Consider the following 17,574-nt stretch of genomic DNA (forward strand, 5'->3'; position numbering starts at 1 on the left):
ATTTCCCGGCCCGGCACTTCAGCAGCAGGCCTCGATGGTGGCGCGGATGGCCTCGACCGGCGCCTCGGCGGTAATCACCGCCTTGCCGATCTGGCGGAGCAGCACGAGACGCAGCGTGCCATCCGACACCTTCTTGTCGTGGGCCATCAGCTCAAGGTAGCGGTCGGCGCCCAGCGGCGCGCCCTTCACCGGCAGGCCGGCGCGGGCGTGGATGGCGCGGACGCGCTCGACGTCGGCGTCGGAGAGCCAGCCCATCCGGCGGGACAGGTCGGCCGCCATCACGGCGCCAGCCGCCACCGCCTCGCCGTGCAGCCACTCGCCGTAGCCCAGGCCGGTCTCGATGGCGTGCCCGAAGGTGTGACCCAGATTGAGCGTGGCACGCTCGCCCTGCTCGGTCTCGTCGGCCACCACCACCTCGGCCTTGTTGTGGCACGAGCGCTCGACGGCTTCGGCCAGGGCGTCCTGGTCGCGGGCGAGGAGGCGGCCGAGGTTGGTCTCGATCCAGTCGAGGAAGGGCAGATCGCGGATGAGGCCGTACTTGATGACCTCCGCCAGCCCAGCTTTCAGCTCCCGATCCGGCAGGGTGTCGAGGGCGGCGGTGTCGGCGATCACCAGCCGGGGCTGGTAGAAGGCGCCGATCATGTTCTTGCCGAGGGGATGGTTGATCGCCGTCTTGCCGCCCACCGAGGAATCGACCTGGGACAGCAAGGTGGTGGGCACCTGGATGAAGGGCACCCCGCGCTGGTAGGTGGCGGCGGCAAACCCGACCATGTCGCCGACCACGCCGCCCCCCAGCGCGATCAGCGTGGTGCTGCGGTCGCAGCGCGCGGCCAGCAGACCGTCGAAGATCAGGTTGAGGGTGGGCCAATCCTTGTGGGCCTCGCCGTCGGGCAGGACGATGCGGGTGACGCTGAGGCCCTCCGCCTCCAGCCCGGCGACGAAGGCATCGAGGTAGAGCGGCCCAACCACGTCGTTGGTGACCACGGCCACACGGCGGGTTTTCAGGTAGGGCTTGATGAGGCCCGGCTGCTCAAGGAGGCGGGCGCCGATCCGGATGGGGTAGCTGCGTTCGGCGAGTTCGACGTTCAGAGTACGCATAGGGCGTGCAGTTCCTTTTCAATCGTCCGCACCATCGCGTGGGGCGTTCCGCGGCCGCCTTCGACGACGACATCCGCCACCTCGCGGTAGAGCGGATCCCGCGCGACGTAGAGCTCCTGAAGCCGCCCTTTCGGATCGGGCACCTGCAGGAGCGGCCGGGTGCGGTCGTGACGGGTGCGCTCCCACAGCACGTGAGGGGTGACATTGAGGTAGATCACCACACCCCGCTCGGCGAGCAGCGCCCGGTTCTCGGCCCGCGTCACTGCGCCGCCGCCGGTCGCCAGCACCAGATCGGTCTCTTCGGTAAGCGCTTCGAGGGTCTGGGTCTCCCGACGCCGGAAGCCATCCTCGCCCTCGATCTCGAAGATCGTCGGAATCTTGACCCCGGTGCGGGCTTCAAGTTCGTGATCGCAATCGACGAAACGCCACCCAAGCCGCTTGGCGAGTTCCCGACCGACCGTGGTCTTCCCCGACCCCGGCATTCCGACAAGAACGATGCAGCGCTTGTTATCTGAATTCACGGAAAAACTTTCCGAAAAGCGAAAAGCTGGCCTCACATAGGCCAGCTTTTTGTCAAGCCAAGACTATCCAATCAATACGGGCTCGAACATCCCGACTGAACCCCGAACGGGGAATACTGGAACGAAGGGGAGACATCCTTATCCAACAGTTCAGATGCGGGCACAGCAAGCCAGAAATTACGAATACCTACGCTATTTTTACCCGCCACAGCAGCAGTTGCCTTCAACTCAACAGCCGCCCAATTAGCGTACTCACGCAAGTACTCAACATAAAAAGCAGCTACACCGCTAGCATCCGTCGTAACTGTCGCGCTCAACCCGCCAGACGATGTCGGAGAGCGCACTATAGCAACGCCGTCCGGCTCCAAGAGCCCATCGCCATCGGCATCACCGATCTCGCCAGTTTCAACAACACCGTTGTTATTGGCATCCTCAGATGGGCAAATCGATTGGGTTGGCGGGTAGTACTCCACCCAACGCGTAGACCCAGTTCCACTGGAAGAAGATGAAGTAGCCGTATATGTGCACGTAGATCCGGTCCCCGCATTCGGACTCAAGAAGCACCCCTTTCTAAAATAAATACCACGAAGAGAGATAGTCACTGTCTGATTCTTAATGGGACCGCTCGCTGAATCTGAGACCATCACCCCATAAACTTTTCTATAGCGCGGAGGATCATCCAATGCCACGACTTGATTATCTGTGCCGATCACAATACTCACCGCTGACCCTGCTACTGTCAGGGTCGTTACCGCCGGGCTAACCGCTGGCGTTGCACCGGGGACTGATGCCATGACACGCACGGAATCCTTGCCGCTAGCCGAGGCATCCGCATTAAATGTCGCAGTTGCAATCCCCGAATCGTTTGTCACAGCCGTATTCGGAGTCGGCGTACCACCTCCATCTGGAGCGGAAAAAACCACCTGGCGCCCAGCGACAGGGTTGCTGTTCGCGTCCCGAACAATCGCGGTCACACTTGAGGAGCCACCAACGGTGATAACGGACGGATCGGCCTGAACAACAACCGTACTTGGCACAGTGGCAACAAACTTGACAGACAACGAGGTCTTAGCAACCGACGTACTCCCAGTTAGCTGCGCATAAACCGTAGCCGCACCCGCGTTAGGTGACAAGATATATGCAGTAGCTGACGAACCGGAGAACGGCACGACTTGAGAATCACTTCCAGAGGAACACGCACTATTAGCGTAAACCTGTCCACGAGACACCGTGAACATCACCCCAGTCGCAGCCTGTCCAGACAGAGCTACTGAAACCGGCATACATTGATTTACATTAACAGAAGAGTCCGCAGAGGGCGACGTGAAAACGAAATCAACTACAGAAGAGATAACCACATCCTGAGTTAAAGTCGCTCCTAACGCCGATGCAGTAATTGTGTCCGTCCCTGCAACCGTGGGATTATAGGAAATTACAGCCTGCCCATTCGCGTCCGTTGTCACAGACGGAGGCAGGATATTTCCCAGCTTGGAGGTCAAAGCAACAGTTTGATACGCAATCGCCTTGTTCGCTCCATCAACTAGCGTCACCGTCATCGATGCAACTCTTCCTACAATCGCCGTAGTGTCTCCACCAAAACCAATCCGGGTTCCACGAACTTGTACTACGGTCGATTGACTAAGACTGCCGGAACTCGCGGTAAGAGTTACAAGTCGATTAGCTTTTTCAGCGTTTGAATTAAAGGTAATAGACGCAACGCCACTCGAATCAGTCACTGCAGAATAAGCAGAAATCGTGCCTGAATCCGCTCTAAAGCTTACTGTCGCCCCTGGCACGACTGCATTTTTGTCGTCTTTTAGTGTTGCCGAAACAGACACGGTTGCACTGCCATTCGTCAGAATGGCAGGAGAGTCCACAGTCAATGAAAGCTGGGTGGCGGTCTGGGTGGGAGTGGTGGTGGTGCCGCCGCCGCTGGTGCAGGAGGTGGAGGTCTGATAAGGCATGCAATTCGTCGACGAACCGCCGCCGCCGCCCCCACACCCGGCCAAGGCCAGCGCGGCAGCCAGGGCCACCGCGATCCGGCTCCGGGACATCCAGCCGGCAGTTCTCAGATTACGCATAGGTTTTTCCATTCAAAACAGTTTCAACGCAGACCAAGCTGGTCGTTGATGATACGCGGCGTGATGAAGACAAGCAGTTCGGTCTTGTTGTCCTTGCGCTCGTTGCTGCGGAACAGGTAGCCGAGCACCGGCAGGTCGCCAAGGAGCGGGATCTTCGTCGTGGCATTGGAGACATCCTGGGTATAGATGCCCCCGATGACTATCGTACCGCCGTTTTCTACGACGACCTCCGTCTTCACGTGCTTGGTGTCGATCGGCACGCCGGAGGTCAGCGCCACATTGTAATTGGGCGAGTCCTTGTTGACCTCAAGCGTCATCATGATCTTGCCATCCGGGGTGACCTGCGGCTTGACCCTGAGCGCCAGATTCGCCTTGCGGAACGACACGCTGGTGGCGCCGGAGCTGGTGGCGGAGTTGTACGGGATTTCGGTACCCTGCTCGATGATCGCTTCGGCCTTGTCGGCGGTCATCACCCGCGGCCGGGACACCACCTTGCCGCGACCGTCGGCCTCGAGGGCGGAGACTTCCAGGTCGATGTAACGGGTTGCCGCGCTGTTCCACAGCGCCAGCGAGAAGGCGCCGGCCTGCTTGTTGTTGATCGTCGAGGCGGGCAGGTTGACGCCCAGCGAATCGCTGAAGTTGGGCACCGTGAGGATCTGCCCGGCCTGGTAACCGGTGTTGGACAGGTTGCCGGTATTGAAGGTGTTGCGATACACCTGCACGCCGTCGGTGGTGGTGCCCACCAGACCGCCGGTCTTGCCGCCAAAGCCCAGGCGCACGCCCAGGTTGCGCGAGAAGGTGTCGGTCGCTTCCACGATCTGCGCTTCGATGAGCACCTGACGCACTTCGACGTCGATCTCGGCGATCAGGCGCCGCATCTCCTCGAGGCGCGACGGGATGTCGTTCACGAAGATCTTGTTGCTGCGCTCGTCCGGCACCACGCTGCCACGCTTGGACAGCACGGTCTGATCCTTGCTCTTCAGGAACTCGGCAACCGACTTGGCCTTGTGGTAGTTGATCTGGAAGCTCTCGGTGCGCAGGGGCTCCAGATCGCCGATCTGGGCCTTGGCTTCGAGATCGAGCTTTTCGCGGGCGGCGAGTTCGTCCCGCGGCGCGATCCAGATCACGTTGCCGTTCTTGCGCATGTCGAGCCCGCGGGCCTGCAGGATGATGTCGAGGGCCTGATCCCACGGCACGTCCTTCAGCCGCAGGGTGAGGTTGCCCTGCACCGAATCGCTGGTGATGATGTTGAAGTTCGTGAAGTCGGCGATCACCTGCAGCACCGAGCGCACGTCGATGTTCTGGAAGTTGAGCGACAGCTTCTCGCCGCCGAAGCGGCCCTTGGCGGAGCCCTGGGTGAGCTTGTTGGGGTCTTCGCGGACGGGCTTCACCTCCAGGACGAACTGGTTGTCGCTCTGGTAGGCGTTGTGCTCCCACAGCCCCTTGGGGGTGATGGTCATGCGCACGTTGCCGCCCTGGGCCTGGGTGAGGACGGTAGAAACCGGGGTGCCGAAATCCACCACGTCGAGCTTGCGGCGCAGCTGCTCGGGCACGTCGGTCTTGAGGAAATCGACGATCAGGCTGGTGCCCTGCTGGCGGATGTCGATACCGGCGTTCGGGTCGGACAGATCCACCACCAGACGGCCCTCGCCCTCCTTGCCGCGGCGGAAGTTGATGTCGCGGATCGCGTGGCGCTCGCCCATGGCCAGCGCCGACGGTGCGGCAAACTGCGACGACGGCACCGCCCCCAGCCCGGTGGCTTCCTTCATCTGGGCGGACGAGAGGGTGATGAGCACCTCCTTGCCTTCGATCCGGACGTCGTAGGGGGAGACGCGGGCGAGGTTCAGCACGAGGCGGGTGCGGTCGCCCACCTGCACGATATTGACACTGCGCAGATCGCCCGCGTTGAGCGCCTGGCTGTTACGCCCCAGGCCGTTGGCGGTGTCGGGAAAATCGAAGGCGACCCGAGCCGGGTTGGCCACGCTGAAACTCGCCGGCACCCCAGCCAAGGGCTGGGCGAGGGTGAGCTTCAGCATGACGTTGCCCCCCTGCTCGGCGGCGACGATGTTCTCGATGCGATTGGCCGCCCGCGCCTCGGCGCCCGGCGGCGTCTGCGCCAGCGCCGGCGCGAGCGGGGTCAGCCCGCCAAAACATGCTGCGATGATCCACGCGCCAAGCTTGACGCCACAACGTCCCGTTTTCATTTCTTCGACTCCTGAGGCGCCTGCTCTTGCAGTTGCAGCGTACTGATGCGTTCCGTCCATTCACCGCTCGCGTCTTCGACGAGTTCCTTCAATGTGACCTCCGTCTCCGTGATGGCGGTGATCTGCCCGTAGTTCTGCCCGAGATAGTTGCCAACCCGGACCTGGTGCAGGGTCTTGTCCGCCACGACGATGGCGTGAGCCTGACCGCGCTTCATGAGCACGCCGACCATCTTCAGCGACTCCAGGGGGTAGGATTCCAGCGGCTCGCGGCGGCGGTTGGCGTCGGGGGCGAACTGCCCCCCTTTCTTGTCGGGCTCCAGCTTGGCCACCCGGAAGGGGTCGACCTTGCTCGCCCCCTCGTAAGCCACCGGCACGACCTGCTGGATCGGCGGAAGCGGTTTGAGATTCGGCTTGAGCCCCTTGGAGTTCTCATCCATCCAGGCGCGCAGGTCGTCCTGCTCGTCGCTGCAGCCGGACAACACGAGCGCCGCAGCCAGCGGCAGCAGCGCGGTCAATCGGACGATCTTCATTTCGTCGCCTTTTCCTTGGCCTTTTCCTTGCGCAGCTTGGCCACTTCCTCATCGTCCAGGTAACGATAGGTGACCGCCGTCGCATCGAACTTCAGCACGCCGTCCTTCTGGGTCTCGATGGCGATGTCGTTGAGGGTGACGATCCGCGGCATCTGGGCCACGTCGCTCACGAACTCACCGAGATCGTGGTAATTGCCGATGACGCGCACCGCGATGGGCAACTCGGCGTAAAAATCCTTCATGACCTCGGAGCCCGGCTTGAACAGCTCGAACTGCAAGCCGCGCCCCAGCCCCGCCTGGTTGATGTCGGCCAGCAGGGCCTCCATCTCGGAGCGGTTGGGCAGCTGCTTGAGCAGCGCACCGAACTGCCGGTCGATCTCGCTCAACTGCCGCTTGTACTCGGGCAGATTGACGGCCTGCTCCTTCTTTTCCTTCCACTCCTGCTTGAGGCGGGTTTCCTCCTCGCGCTTGCTTTCGAGCTGCGACCACTGGTCGCTCCAGTCGAGCCACCAGCCACCCAGTACGATGGCAAAGAAGACCGCCAGCAGGAAGGTGATGCGCGGCAGCAGCGGCCACTGGCCCGGATCGTTGGGGTCCAGCCCCTTGAAATCCCGTGCCAGGCTCTGGAAATCCAGGCTCCGGAGCTGCTCGATTGGTATCCTGAGCGCCATTACGGCTTACCCCCTGCGATCACGGGCGTCTTTCCCTTCAGCTTGCCGATCGGCTCTTCGGTCTTCGGGCGTTCGATGGAGACATTCAGGCTGAACTCGCTCACCCGACGGTTGTTGAGCGTGGCGGCCTTGACCTCGACGAGATCGGCCCGCTCGAGATTGGGGGCGGCCTCCAGGTTGCGCATCAGGTTGGAAACCCGCGCGTTCGACTGGGCATACCCCGACAGGTTGATCCGCGACCCGCTCTGCTTGAGCCCCTTCAGATACACGCCTTCCGGCATCTGGGCGGCCAGCTCGTTGAAGATCTGGACGGTCTCGGTGCGGTTGGTCTGCAGGGATTCGATCACCTGCTTGCGCGACAGCAGCGCCTCGGCCTGCTCGCGCAGGCCCTTGATCTCGGAGATCTCCTTGTCGAGTTCGGCGATGCTTTCCTTCAGGAAGACGTTCTTTGTCTCCTGACCGTCCACGTAGCCGGCGATGATCGTATGGCCGACAAACCACACGGCCAGACCGGACAGCGCCGCCACCGCGCCAAACAGCCAGAACTGCTGGCGCCGGGCCTTGCGCTTTTCCTCCCGATGGGGGAGCAGGTTGATGCGGATCACGAATCAAACCTCCGCAGCGCCAGTCCGCAGGCCACCAGCAGGGCCGGCGCATCGGCCGCCAGATTTTTTGGGCGAATCTTGGAACTCAGGCTCATGTTCGCAAACGGGTTGGCAACCTGGGTCTCGACCTGGGTCCGGCCCGCGACGGTGTCGGCCAGGCCGGGGATGACGGCGCAGCCGCCGGCCAGCACGATGTGATCCACCTGATTGAACTGGGTGGAGGTGAAGAAGAACTGCAGGGCCCGCGAAACCTCAAGCGCCAGGGCGTCCATGAAGGGCCTCAGCAACTCGGATTCGTAGTTCTCGGGCAGGGAGCCGGTGCGCTTGGTGCTTTCGGCCTCTTCGAGGGACATGCCGAAGTGGCGCATGATGTCCTGGGTGAGCAGGAAGCCGCCGAAGGCCTGCTCCCGGGCGTAGATCTGGACGCCGTTGCGCAGCACCGACACGTTCATCACGTTGGCCCCGGCATCGACCAGGGCGATGATCTTGTCCTCTCCCCCGCCCGGCAGCTGGGCCTGGACGAGTTCGAAGGCCGACAGGGCGGCGTAGGATTCGACGTCCATCACCAGCGCCTTGAGACCGGCAGCTTCGGCGGCGGCCACCCGGTCTTCGACCTTCTCCTTGCGCGAAGCGGCGATCAGCACCTCGTCCTCCTCGGCGCCGGAGGCCGCGGGGCCAATGACCTGGAAGTCGAGGTTCACCTCGTCGAGGGCGAAGGGGATGTACTGGTTGGCCTCGGATTCGACCTGGACCTCAAGCTCCTGATCGCGCAGCCCGGCGGGCAGGATGATCTTCTTGGTGATGACCGCCGACGCGGGCAGCGCCAGCGCGACGAACTTGGTGGTGGTGCCCAGCCGGCGCCAGCCACGCCGGATCGCTTCGGCGACGGCGTCGAGGTTGGCCACATTGCCATCGGACACGGCTTCGCGGGGCAGGGCTTCGATCGCATAGCGCTCGACCCGGTACCCGCCCCCGGAGACAGCCGACAGCTCGACCATCTTGACCGACGACGACGAGATGTCGACACCGATCAAGGGACGCGTCCTGGGACTGAGAAAGGATAGGTCGATCACAAAAAATCCTGAAAATTCTTTATGTTAGGCGCAATAACAACAATCTACATGAAATCCTAGCAACAACCATGACAGGTGTAAAGCAAGTCCCTGTAAAACACGGCTACCGCCGAACGGGCGGGCAGCGGTGGCTGCTCGTATAATGCGGCACTTTACCTGCTCCCCTTTTCCGCCATGCGTTGGGTTCTCTACCCTCTTGCCGTCCTGCTCGGCCTCGTCGCGGTCGGCATCGCAGTCGTCGCGCTCGCGGTCGCCTTTGCCTGGCCCACGCTGCCATCCCTCGAGGCCCTGACCGACTACCACCCCAAGATCCCGCTGCGGGTCTATACCGCCGACGGCGTGCTGATCGGCGAGTACGGCGAAGAGCGCCGCGCCTTCATCCGCATCCAGGATGTGCCGCCGGTCCTCAAGCATGCCATCCTCGCCGCCGAAGACGACCGCTTCTACCAGCACTCCGGCGTCGACTTCCTCGGCATCCTGCGCGCCGCGGGCGCCAACCTCGCCACCGGCGGCAAGCGCCAGGGCGCTTCCACGATCACCATGCAGGTGGCGCGCAACTTCTTCCTGACCCGCGAGAAGACAATCTCCCGCAAGCTCTACGAGATCCTCCTGGCCTTCAAGATCGAGCAGAACCTCAGCAAGGACCAGATCCTCGAGGTCTACATCAACCAGATCTTCCTGGGCCGCCGCGCCTACGGCTTTGCGGTGGCGTCCCAGACCTACTTCGGCAAGCCCCTGCGCGAGCTTTCGGTGGCCGAAGCCGCGATGCTCGCCGGCCTGCCCAAGGCACCGTCGGCCTACAACCCGATCGTCAACCCCAAGCGCGCCGCGCTGCGCCAGCAGTACGTGCTGCGCCGGATGACCGAGCTGGGCTTCATCACCCCGACCGAACAGCAGCAGGCCATCGACACCCCGCTGAAGGTCGCCACGGGCAACGGCAACGGCGCCGTCGCCAGCACCTCCGACTTCGGCGGCAGCGCCGACTACGTGGCCGAGATGGCCCGCCAGATCGCTTTCGAGCAGTACCGCGAGGAGGCCTACACCCGCGGCATCAAGGTCATCACCACCATCAACAAGGCCGAACAGGACGCCGCCTACCACGCACTGCGGCGGGGCATCATGGATTACGACCGCCGTCACGGCTACCGGGGCGCCGAAGCCTACGTCGATCCGGCCCGGATGAACCCCGAGCAGACCGAGACCCTGGACGAACTGCTCGCCGAGACGCCCGACTACGACGACATGCTCGCGGCGATCGTCACCAAGGCCGGCGGCGGCTCCGTCACGGCCTACCGGTATGGCGAATCCATCAAGATCGGCGGCGAGGGCCTGCGCTTCGCATCCGCCATGCTCGGGGACAAGGCGCCGCCCAACAAGCGTATCCGCCCCGGCGCCGTGATCCGCATCACGCGAATCGACAACCACTGGGAGATCACCCAGCTGCCCGAAGTCGAGGGCGCCCTCGCCGCGGCCGATCCCCGCACCGGCGCCATCCGCGCGCTGGCCGGCGGTTTCGACTTCAACCGCAACAAGTTCAACCACGTCACCCAGGCCTGGCGCCAGCCCGGCTCCAGCTTCAAGCCCTTCATCTACTCGGCGGCCTTCGAGAAGGGCTACGGCCCCAACAGCGTGGTGGACGACTCCCCGCTGTCCTTCCCGGCGGGCGAGACCGGCAGCCAGGCGTGGGAACCGAAGAACTACGACGGCCGCTACGACGGCCCGATCACCATCCGCACCGCGCTGGCCCGCTCCAAGAACATGGTGTCGATCCGCCTGCTCAAGTCGGTCGGCCCCCGCTACGCCCAGGACTACATCACCAAGTTCGGCTTCGACGCCGAACGCCACCCGCCCTACCTCACCATGGCCCTGGGCGCCGGCTCGGTCACCCCGTGGCAGATGCTGCGCGGCTACTCGGTGTTCGCCAACGGCGGCTACCGGATCGAGCCCTACCTGGTGAAGGAGATCCGCGACGAAGCCGGCAACGTGCTGGCGCGGGTCGACCCGCCGGTGGCCGGCGAGACCGCCGAACGCGCCATCGACGAGCGCAACGCCTACCTGATGGATTCGATCATGAAGGACGTGGTGCGCCGCGGCACCGCCACCAAGGCCCTGGTGCTCAAGCGCGGCGACCTGGCGGGCAAGACCGGCACCACCAACGAATACGTGGACGCCTGGTTCTGCGGCTACCAGCCCACGGTGGTGGCCGTGGCGTGGATCGGCTTCGACCAGCCGAAGAAGCTCGGCAGCGGCGAAACCGGCGGCGCCGCCGCCCTGCCCATGTGGATCAACTACATGAGAAAGGCCCTCGACGGCGTGCCGGAGAGCTTCCCGACCCCGCCGGCCGGCCTGATCCGCGTGCAGCCAGCCGGCAGCACCACCGAAGAGATGATCTACAAAGAGAACCTGCCGGCCGCGCCGCCGGAGGTGCCCCAGGAGCCGGCCAGCCCGACCCCCGCCGACGAAGCGCCGCCCCCGCCGCCCAAGGCGCCGGAGGCCGCGCCGGCGGCTAGCCCTTCAGGCTGACCGGCTCGCCGGCCTGCTCGGACATGCAGCGGGACAGCACCGCATAGAAATCGGCGCCGTCCCGCGTCCCCAGCCAGCGCCCGCCATCGGGGCGGAAGTGGAACCCGCCGGATTTGGCCGCCAGCCAGATCTCCCGCGCCGCCGTGTGGCGATTGACGATGATCTTGCTGCCGTTCTCGAACTCCAGCTCGACGATCCCGCCGGGCTTGAGTTCATAGTCGAAATCCAGGTCGCACCCATCCAGCAGCGCCTCCAGCCGGCCCAGCTCCGCATCGGCCAGTGCGTTGAAATCTGCTTCGTCCATCGCCGTCTCCCTCGATCTGTTAACATTTCCGTTTTTTGCGCGGAATCCATGCGAATCATCGCCATTGCCGCCGCGGCCTGCGGCCTGCTCGTGCTGGGCGGATGCGGCATCAAGGGGCCGCTATACCTCCCGCAGCCCCCCAAGCCGGCCGCCAAACCTGCACCCAAGCCCGCTCCCGCCCCGGCCGCCACGCCGGCGCCGGGCGCCGATCATAACAAACCCGCCTCCCAGGATTTAGCCCAATGACGCTCGCCCTGCCCGTGCCGACGCTCACAGCCGGCCCCACCGGCCTGACCCTCGAAGGGGTCGCCCTCGCAGACATCGCCGCCCGGTTCGGCACCCCCACCTACGTCTATTCCCGCGCCGCCCTGACCCAGGCCTACGAGGCCTACCAGCGCGCCCTCGGCCTGCGCAAGTCGCTCGTCTGCTACGCGGTCAAGGCCAACTCCAGCCTCGGCATCCTGTCGGTGTTCGCCAGGCTGGGCGCCGGCTTCGACATCGTCTCGGGGGGCGAACTCGCCCGCGTGCTGGCCGCTGGCGGCGACGCCGGCAAGGTGATCTTCTCGGGCGTCGGCAAGACCCGCGACGAGATGCGCTACGCGCTCGAATCGGGCATCGGCTGCTTCAACGTCGAATCCGCCTCCGAACTCGACCGCCTCGCCGAAGTGGCCGCCAGCATGGGCAAGCGCGCGCCGATCGCCTTCCGCGTCAATCCGGACGTGAACCCCAACACCCACCCCTACATCTCGACCGGCCTGCGCAGCAACAAGTTCGGCGTGGCCTTCACCGAAGCACTCGACCTGTACCGCAAGGCCAGCAAGCTTCCGAACATCGAGATCTCCGGCATCGACTGCCACATCGGCTCCCAGCTCCTCGACCCGGCGCCGATGGCCGAAGCCGCCGACAAGATCCTGGGCCTCGTCGACCAGCTCGCCAGCGAGGGCATCAAGCTCGACCACATCGACCTGGGCGGCGGCCTCGGCATCCGCTACCGCGACGAAGAGCCGCCCACCCCCACCGAATACCTCGCCCCGCTGCTGGCCCGCTTCGAGGGCCGCGACGAGGCCCTGTGCTTCGAGCCCGGCCGCTCCCTGGTGGGCAACGCCGGCCTGCTGCTCACCCGCATCGAGTACCTCAAGCCCGGCGTCGAGAAGAACTTCGCCATCATCGACGCCGCGATGAACGACCTCGCCCGCCCGGCGCTGTACGACGCCTACCACGAGATCGTCGCCGTCGCCCCGCGCAACCTGCCCGCCACCCGCTACGAAGTGGTCGGCCCGATCTGCGAGAGCGGCGACTTCCTGGGCCACGACCGCGACCTGGCGGTCGAAACCGGCGACCTGCTGGCGATCCTCTCCGCCGGCGCCTACGGCATGACCATGAGCTCCAACTACAACACCCGCCCGCGCGCCGCCGAGGTGCTGGTGGATGGCAGCGAGGTCCACGTCATCCGCGAGCGCGAGACCCTCGAGCACCTGCTGAAGGGCGAACGCCCGCTGCCCTGACCCCACCGCCGCCCGTCCGATGTCACCCACCCAGCGCACCGCCTCCCGCCTCGCCCTGCTCCTTGCCATCGGACTCGCCGGCTGCGGCGGCAAGCCGGAAGGAACCGCCGCCAAGCCCGCCCCGCCGGCCACCCCGGTCACCGCCTTCAAGGCCGCCAGCGTGCCGCTCGACGTGACCGAAGAGACCCTGGGCACCCTGGAGGCGCTGATCGACCCCAAGATCGGCGCCGAAGTGGCCGGGCGCGTCACCGCGGTGATCGCCCACGGCGGCGACCGCGTCACAAAGGGCCAGCGCCTCGCCGAGCTGGACCCCACCGACTTCCAGATCCAGGGCCAGACCGACGCGGCCGAGATCACCCGCCTCGAATCCCTCGTCGCCCAGGCCGAACGCTTCGCCGAACGCCAGCAGAACCTCGTCGCCAAGGGCTTCATCTCCCGCAACGGCGCCGACGACGCCCTCGCCCAGCGCGACGCCCTGCGCGCCCAGCTGGCCACCGCCCGCGCCCGCAGCGGCACCAGCCGCAGCAACCTGGCCCGCACCAAGGTGGTGGCGCCGGTGGATGGCATCGTCGAAACCCAGATCGTGTCGCCGGGCGACTACGTGAAGGTGGGCGATCCGCTCTTCAAGCTGGTCTCCAACCGGGTGCTGCGCGCCCACCTGCCCTTTCCCGAATCCGCCGCCGGGCGCATCCGCCCCGGCCAGACGGTGCGCCTCGCCCTGCCCCATCGGCCGGGCAAGGTGGTCACCGGCGTCGTCGAGGACGTGAAGCCCACCATCAACGATCTGTCCCGCGCCATCGACGTGCAGGTGCGCCTCGACAACGACGGCTCCATGCTCTCGGGCGGCACCGTCAATGCCGCCATCGTCACCGGCCAGAAACCCGCCGCGGTGGTGGTGCCCGAGCAGAGCGTCGTGCTGCGCCCGGCCGGCAAGGTGGTGTACGTGATCGCCGACGGCAAGGCCCGCCAGCGGGTGGTGGAGACCGGCGTGAAGCAGGGCGGCCGGGTCGAGATCGTCAAGGGCCTGGCCAGCGGTGAGACCATCGTCGAGGACGGCGCCGGCTTCCTCACCGACGGCGCCGCCGTCAGCGTCAAGACGCCCCCCGCCGCCCAGCCCGCAGCCGCACCCGCCGCCAAGCCATGACCCTGCCCGAGCTGTCCGTCAAACGCCACGTGCTGGCGTGGATGATGAGCGCCGTGCTGGTGCTCGTCGGCATCATCGGCTACCAGCGGGTGGGGATGGACCGCTACCCCTACATCGAATTCCCGGTCATCTCGATCACCACCACCCTGAAGGGCGCCAACCCCGACATCGTCGATTCGAGCATCACCAACGTCATCGAGTCTGCCGTGAACAGCGTGCCGGGCATCGAGCACGTGCAGTCCACCTCGTCGCCGGGCGTATCCACCGTCAACATCACCTTCTCGCTGGAGAAGAAGGTGGACGTGGCCTTCAACGAGGTCCAGTCCAAGGTCAATCAGGTGCTACGCCGGCTGCCCAAGGATGTAGACCCGCCGGTGGTGGCCAAGGTGGAGACCAACGCCCAGCCGGTGATGTGGCTGGCGCTCCAGGGCGACCGCACCCAGCAGCAGCTCAACCAGTACGCCATCAACACCCTCAAGAAGCGCCTCGAGACCATCGACGGCGTGGGCGAAGTACGTATCGGCGGGCGGCGCGACCGCACCATCCGGGTCAATCTGCTGCCCGACCGGATGGCCGCCCACAAGGTCACCGCCCAGGACATCACCGACGCCTTCGCCAAGGAGCACGTGCAGCTGGCCGGCGGCTTCGTGGTGGGCAAGACCACCGAGAGCCTGGTCAAGCTCGATCTGGAATTCCACCAGGTGGAGCAGCTCAAGGAACTCGTGGTGGCCTGGCGCGAGAAGGCGCCGGTGCGCCTGGGCGACATCGCCCAGATCGAGGACGGCCTCACCGACAACCGCCAGCTGGCCCGCTTCAACGGCAAGACCACGGTGGGCCTGGGCATGGTGAAGATCGCCAACGCCAACACCGTGGCGATCACCGAGCGCATCCAGGAGCGCCTCGACCGCGACCTGCGCCCCGCCCTGCCGCCGGGCATGACGCTCTCGGTCGTCTCCAACGACGCGGTGTTCATCCTCGAGATCGTGCAATCGCTGAAGGAACACCTCATCGAAGGCACCCTCCTCGCCGCGCTGGTGGTGTGGGTCTTCCTGCGCTCGGTGCGCTCCACCCTCATCATCTCGCTGGCGATCCCGGTGTCGCTGCTGGGCGCCATCGCGGTGATCTACTTCGCCGGCTTCACCCTCAACTCCCTCACCATGCTGGCGCTGCTGCTGCTGATCGGGGTGGTAGTGGACGACGCCATCGTGGTGCTCGAAAACATCTTCCGCCACCGGGAGGCGCTCGACCCCGACCCCGTCTCGGCCGCCGTCAATGGCAGCAACGAGGTGGTCTTCGCGGTGATGGCGGCCACCTTGTCGCTGGTGTGCATCTTTGCGCCGGTGGCCTTCATCTCGGGGATCATCGGCCAGTTCTTCCGCAGCTTTGCGCTGGTGGTCACCTTCGGCGTGCTGGTGTCGCTGTTCGTCTCGCTCACCCTCACGCCCATGCTGTGCGCGCGCTACCTCAAGGTGGAGAAGCAGCACGGCCCGATCTACCGCTTCTTCGACCGCGTCTTCGCGGGGCTGGACGCGCTCTACGTGCGCCTGCTGGAAGGCGCCCTCACCCACCGCCTGTGGGTGCTGCTGGCCACCCTGGCGGTGGTCGGGTCGAGCGCCTTCTTCTTCGCCAACGTGGGCAAGGCCTTCGCGCCGGAGCAGGACGAGGGGCGCTTTCTGGTGTCGCTGCGCACGCCGCTGGGCTCCAGCATCGACTACACCGACGGCAAGCTGAAGGAGGTCGAAGCCATCCTCGACCGTCATCCCGAGGTGCGCTCCGAGTTCGCGCTGATCGGCCTCGGCACCGCCGGGCAGGTGAACCAGGGCACGGTGGTGGTGCGCATGGCCCCGCGGGAGGAGCGCACCGTCAAGCAGCAGGACATCATCCCGATCCTGCGCAAGGAGTTCGCCCAGATCGCCGGCGCCCGGGTGTTCGCCGCGCCTTATCCGATGGTCCAGGGACAGCGGGGCGAGCCGCTGCAGTTCGTGCTCACCGGCGAGAACCTGCAGGAGCTGGGCCGCCACGCCGTGGCCCTGCAGAAGAAGCTCACCGCGATGCCCGGCATCGGGCGGATGGACACCGACCTCCAGCTCGACCTGCCCCAGCTCATCTTCGCGCCGGATCGCCTGCGCATCGCCGACGCCGGGCTCACCACCCAGGACGTGGCGCTGGCGATCAACATGCTCACCGGCGGGGTGGACATCGCCAAATACAACGACGAGCCCGGCGACGGCCAGCGCTACGACATCCGGGTGAAGGCGAGGGAGGGCACCTTCACCCAGCCGGCCGATCTTTCCAAGATCTTCCTGCGCAACAAGAGCGGCGAGCTGGTGCGCCTGGATAGCGTGGCGGGCTTCCGCGAGGCCCTGGGCCCCGCCATCGTCGGCCGCTTCGACCTGCAGTACGCCGCCACCTTTTACGCCACCCCCACCCTGCCCCTGGGCGAGGCGGTGGAGGTGGTCAAGGCCGCCGCCGCCGAGCTGCTGCCCACCGGCTATCAGGTCAAGCTGATCGGTCAGGCCGAAGAGTTCGGCAAGACCCAGAAGTACATGAGCTTCACCTTCGCCCTGGCCATGACCCTGCTCTACATGGTGCTCGCCAGCCAGTTCAACAGCTTCCTGCAGCCGGCCATCGTGATGCTGGCCCAGCCCCTGGCCATCGTGGGTGGCGTGGCGGCCCTGTGGCTCACCGGGCAGACCCTCAACATCTACTCGATGATCGGGCTGGTGCTGTTGATCGGGCTGGTGGCCAAGAACTCCATCCTGCTGGTGGACCTCACCAACCAGCGCCGCGCCGACGGCCTGCCGGTGGACGCCGCCCTGCGCAACGCCTGCCCGATCCGGATGCGCCCGGTGCTGATGACATCCATGACGGTGATCCTGGCCCTCGCCCCGGCCGCCGCCGGCTTTGGCGCCGGCAACGAGACCAACCAGCCGCTGGCCATCGCGGTGATCGGCGGCATGATTAGCTCCACCCTGCTCACCCTGGTGGTGGTGCCGGCGGTGTATTCGCTGGTCGAAGGCTGGCGCGAACGCCGCGCCGCCGCCTGATCGGCCCGGGCGCCGGCCTGAGTGGCGTACCGGCGCATCTCCGGGCTCGTCGCGAGCAGCTCGGCGCTGCTCTCGAGCAGCTCGGCGGTCCTCCCGAGCAGCAAAAAGCTGCTCGGGAGGAGCAAAAAGCTGCTCCCGAGGAGCACCCCGCGTGGTCTGGCCTATCCCGGAGCACCTCCCGAGCTGAAAAAAGGTGCTATCGAGGAGTTCGGCGAATGGATGGGTCTATCCCGACGCTCCTCGCGAGGAGTTCGCGGATGGTCGCCCC

General features: G+C 65.4%; 14 protein-coding genes. 5 read left to right on the forward strand and 9 right to left on the reverse strand.

Annotated features, from left to right (window positions below):
- Positions 1–18 precede the first annotated feature (18 nt).
- From aroB to ACE3N6_RS04420, 8 genes are all read right to left on the reverse strand, one after another.
- Positions 19–1,098 carry a 3-dehydroquinate synthase gene (aroB, locus tag ACE3N6_RS04385; RefSeq protein ID WP_374243960.1) on the reverse strand — a complete coding sequence of 360 codons (1,080 nt, stop codon included), beginning with the start codon at positions 1,096–1,098 and terminating at the stop codon, positions 19–21.
- Positions 1,086–1,619 (reverse strand): shikimate kinase, encoded by a 534-nt coding sequence (locus ACE3N6_RS04390; protein ID WP_374243961.1) that lies wholly within the window; start codon positions 1,617–1,619, stop codon positions 1,086–1,088. The genes aroB and ACE3N6_RS04390 overlap by 13 nt, the downstream gene beginning before the upstream one ends.
- A gap of 71 nt (positions 1,620–1,690) precedes the next feature.
- Positions 1,691–3,652 (reverse strand): Ig-like domain-containing protein, encoded by a 1,962-nt coding sequence (locus tag ACE3N6_RS04395; RefSeq protein WP_374243962.1) that lies wholly within the window; start codon positions 3,650–3,652, stop codon positions 1,691–1,693.
- A gap of 71 nt (positions 3,653–3,723) precedes the next feature.
- The gene (pilQ, locus tag ACE3N6_RS04400) at positions 3,724–5,904 is read right to left on the reverse strand and encodes a type IV pilus secretin PilQ (protein WP_374243963.1); all 2,181 of its coding nucleotides are present in this window, start codon (positions 5,902–5,904) and stop codon (positions 3,724–3,726) included.
- Positions 5,901–6,434 carry a pilus assembly protein PilP gene (locus ACE3N6_RS04405; protein WP_374243964.1) on the reverse strand — a complete coding sequence of 178 codons (534 nt, stop codon included), beginning with the start codon at positions 6,432–6,434 and terminating at the stop codon, positions 5,901–5,903. Before ACE3N6_RS04405 ends, pilQ begins: the two co-directional genes overlap by 4 nt.
- The gene (locus tag ACE3N6_RS04410; protein WP_374243965.1) at positions 6,431–7,105 is read right to left on the reverse strand and encodes a type 4a pilus biogenesis protein PilO; all 675 of its coding nucleotides are present in this window, start codon (positions 7,103–7,105) and stop codon (positions 6,431–6,433) included. Before ACE3N6_RS04410 ends, ACE3N6_RS04405 begins: the two co-directional genes overlap by 4 nt.
- Positions 7,105–7,710, reverse strand: a complete 606-nt coding sequence (locus tag ACE3N6_RS04415; protein ID WP_374243967.1) for a PilN domain-containing protein — start codon at positions 7,708–7,710, stop codon at positions 7,105–7,107. The genes ACE3N6_RS04410 and ACE3N6_RS04415 overlap by 1 nt, the downstream gene beginning before the upstream one ends.
- On the reverse strand, positions 7,707–8,783 hold the full coding sequence (locus ACE3N6_RS04420; protein WP_374243968.1) for a pilus assembly protein PilM: 1,077 nt from the start codon (positions 8,781–8,783) through the stop codon (positions 7,707–7,709). The genes ACE3N6_RS04415 and ACE3N6_RS04420 overlap by 4 nt, the downstream gene beginning before the upstream one ends.
- 174 nt (positions 8,784–8,957) lie before the next feature.
- Between ACE3N6_RS04420 and ACE3N6_RS04425 the strand changes: the two genes are divergently transcribed.
- Positions 8,958–11,306 (forward strand): penicillin-binding protein 1A, encoded by a 2,349-nt coding sequence (locus ACE3N6_RS04425; protein WP_374243969.1) that lies wholly within the window; start codon positions 8,958–8,960, stop codon positions 11,304–11,306.
- On the opposite strand, the gene cyaY is transcribed toward ACE3N6_RS04425, so the two are convergent.
- Complete coding sequence (gene cyaY, locus ACE3N6_RS04430; protein WP_374243970.1) at positions 11,290–11,610, reverse strand: iron donor protein CyaY; 321 nt, start codon at positions 11,608–11,610, stop codon at positions 11,290–11,292. The genes ACE3N6_RS04425 and cyaY overlap by 17 nt on opposite strands.
- 48 nt (positions 11,611–11,658) lie before the next feature.
- Between cyaY and ACE3N6_RS04435 the strand changes: the two genes are divergently transcribed.
- From ACE3N6_RS04435 to ACE3N6_RS04450, 4 genes are read left to right on the forward strand one after another with little or no spacing between them, the layout of a single operon-like run.
- The gene (locus ACE3N6_RS04435; protein WP_374243971.1) at positions 11,659–11,856 is read left to right on the forward strand and encodes a lipoprotein; all 198 of its coding nucleotides are present in this window, start codon (positions 11,659–11,661) and stop codon (positions 11,854–11,856) included.
- Positions 11,853–13,115: a diaminopimelate decarboxylase gene (gene lysA, locus ACE3N6_RS04440; RefSeq protein ID WP_374243972.1), complete on the forward strand. Its 1,263-nt coding sequence runs from the start codon at positions 11,853–11,855 to the stop codon at positions 13,113–13,115. The genes ACE3N6_RS04435 and lysA overlap by 4 nt, the downstream gene beginning before the upstream one ends.
- A 19-nt stretch (positions 13,116–13,134) precedes the next feature.
- Entirely contained in the window at positions 13,135–14,259 is a 1,125-nt protein-coding gene (locus ACE3N6_RS04445) for an efflux RND transporter periplasmic adaptor subunit (protein WP_374243973.1), read from the forward strand.
- Positions 14,256–17,306, forward strand: a complete 3,051-nt coding sequence (locus ACE3N6_RS04450) for an efflux RND transporter permease subunit (protein WP_374243974.1) — start codon at positions 14,256–14,258, stop codon at positions 17,304–17,306. Before ACE3N6_RS04445 ends, ACE3N6_RS04450 begins: the two co-directional genes overlap by 4 nt.
- Positions 17,307–17,574 lie beyond the last annotated feature (268 nt).

It is taken from the genome of Zoogloea sp., assembly GCF_041904905.1.
GTDB lineage: Bacteria > Pseudomonadota > Gammaproteobacteria > Burkholderiales > Rhodocyclaceae > Zoogloea.

Bases quoted from the DNA above. Each gene is read 5' to 3' on its own strand.
- cyaY (WP_374243970.1), bottom strand. From the start codon at position 11,610: ATGGACGAAGCAGATTTCAACGCACTGGCCGATGCGGAGCTGGGCCGG.
- ACE3N6_RS04405 (WP_374243964.1), bottom strand. From the start codon at position 6,434: ATGAAGATCGTCCGATTGACCGCGCTGCTGCCGCTGGCTGCGGCGCTC.
- pilQ (WP_374243963.1), bottom strand. From the start codon at position 5,904: ATGAAAACGGGACGTTGTGGCGTCAAGCTTGGCGCGTGGATCATCGCA.
- aroB (WP_374243960.1), bottom strand. From the start codon at position 1,098: ATGCGTACTCTGAACGTCGAACTCGCCGAACGCAGCTACCCCATCCGG.
- lysA (WP_374243972.1), top strand. From the start codon at position 11,853: ATGACGCTCGCCCTGCCCGTGCCGACGCTCACAGCCGGCCCCACCGGC.
- ACE3N6_RS04410 (WP_374243965.1), bottom strand. From the start codon at position 7,105: ATGGCGCTCAGGATACCAATCGAGCAGCTCCGGAGCCTGGATTTCCAG.
- ACE3N6_RS04435 (WP_374243971.1), top strand. From the start codon at position 11,659: ATGCGAATCATCGCCATTGCCGCCGCGGCCTGCGGCCTGCTCGTGCTG.
- ACE3N6_RS04425 (WP_374243969.1), top strand. From the start codon at position 8,958: ATGCGTTGGGTTCTCTACCCTCTTGCCGTCCTGCTCGGCCTCGTCGCG.
- ACE3N6_RS04445 (WP_374243973.1), top strand. From the start codon at position 13,135: ATGTCACCCACCCAGCGCACCGCCTCCCGCCTCGCCCTGCTCCTTGCC.
- ACE3N6_RS04450 (WP_374243974.1), top strand. From the start codon at position 14,256: ATGACCCTGCCCGAGCTGTCCGTCAAACGCCACGTGCTGGCGTGGATG.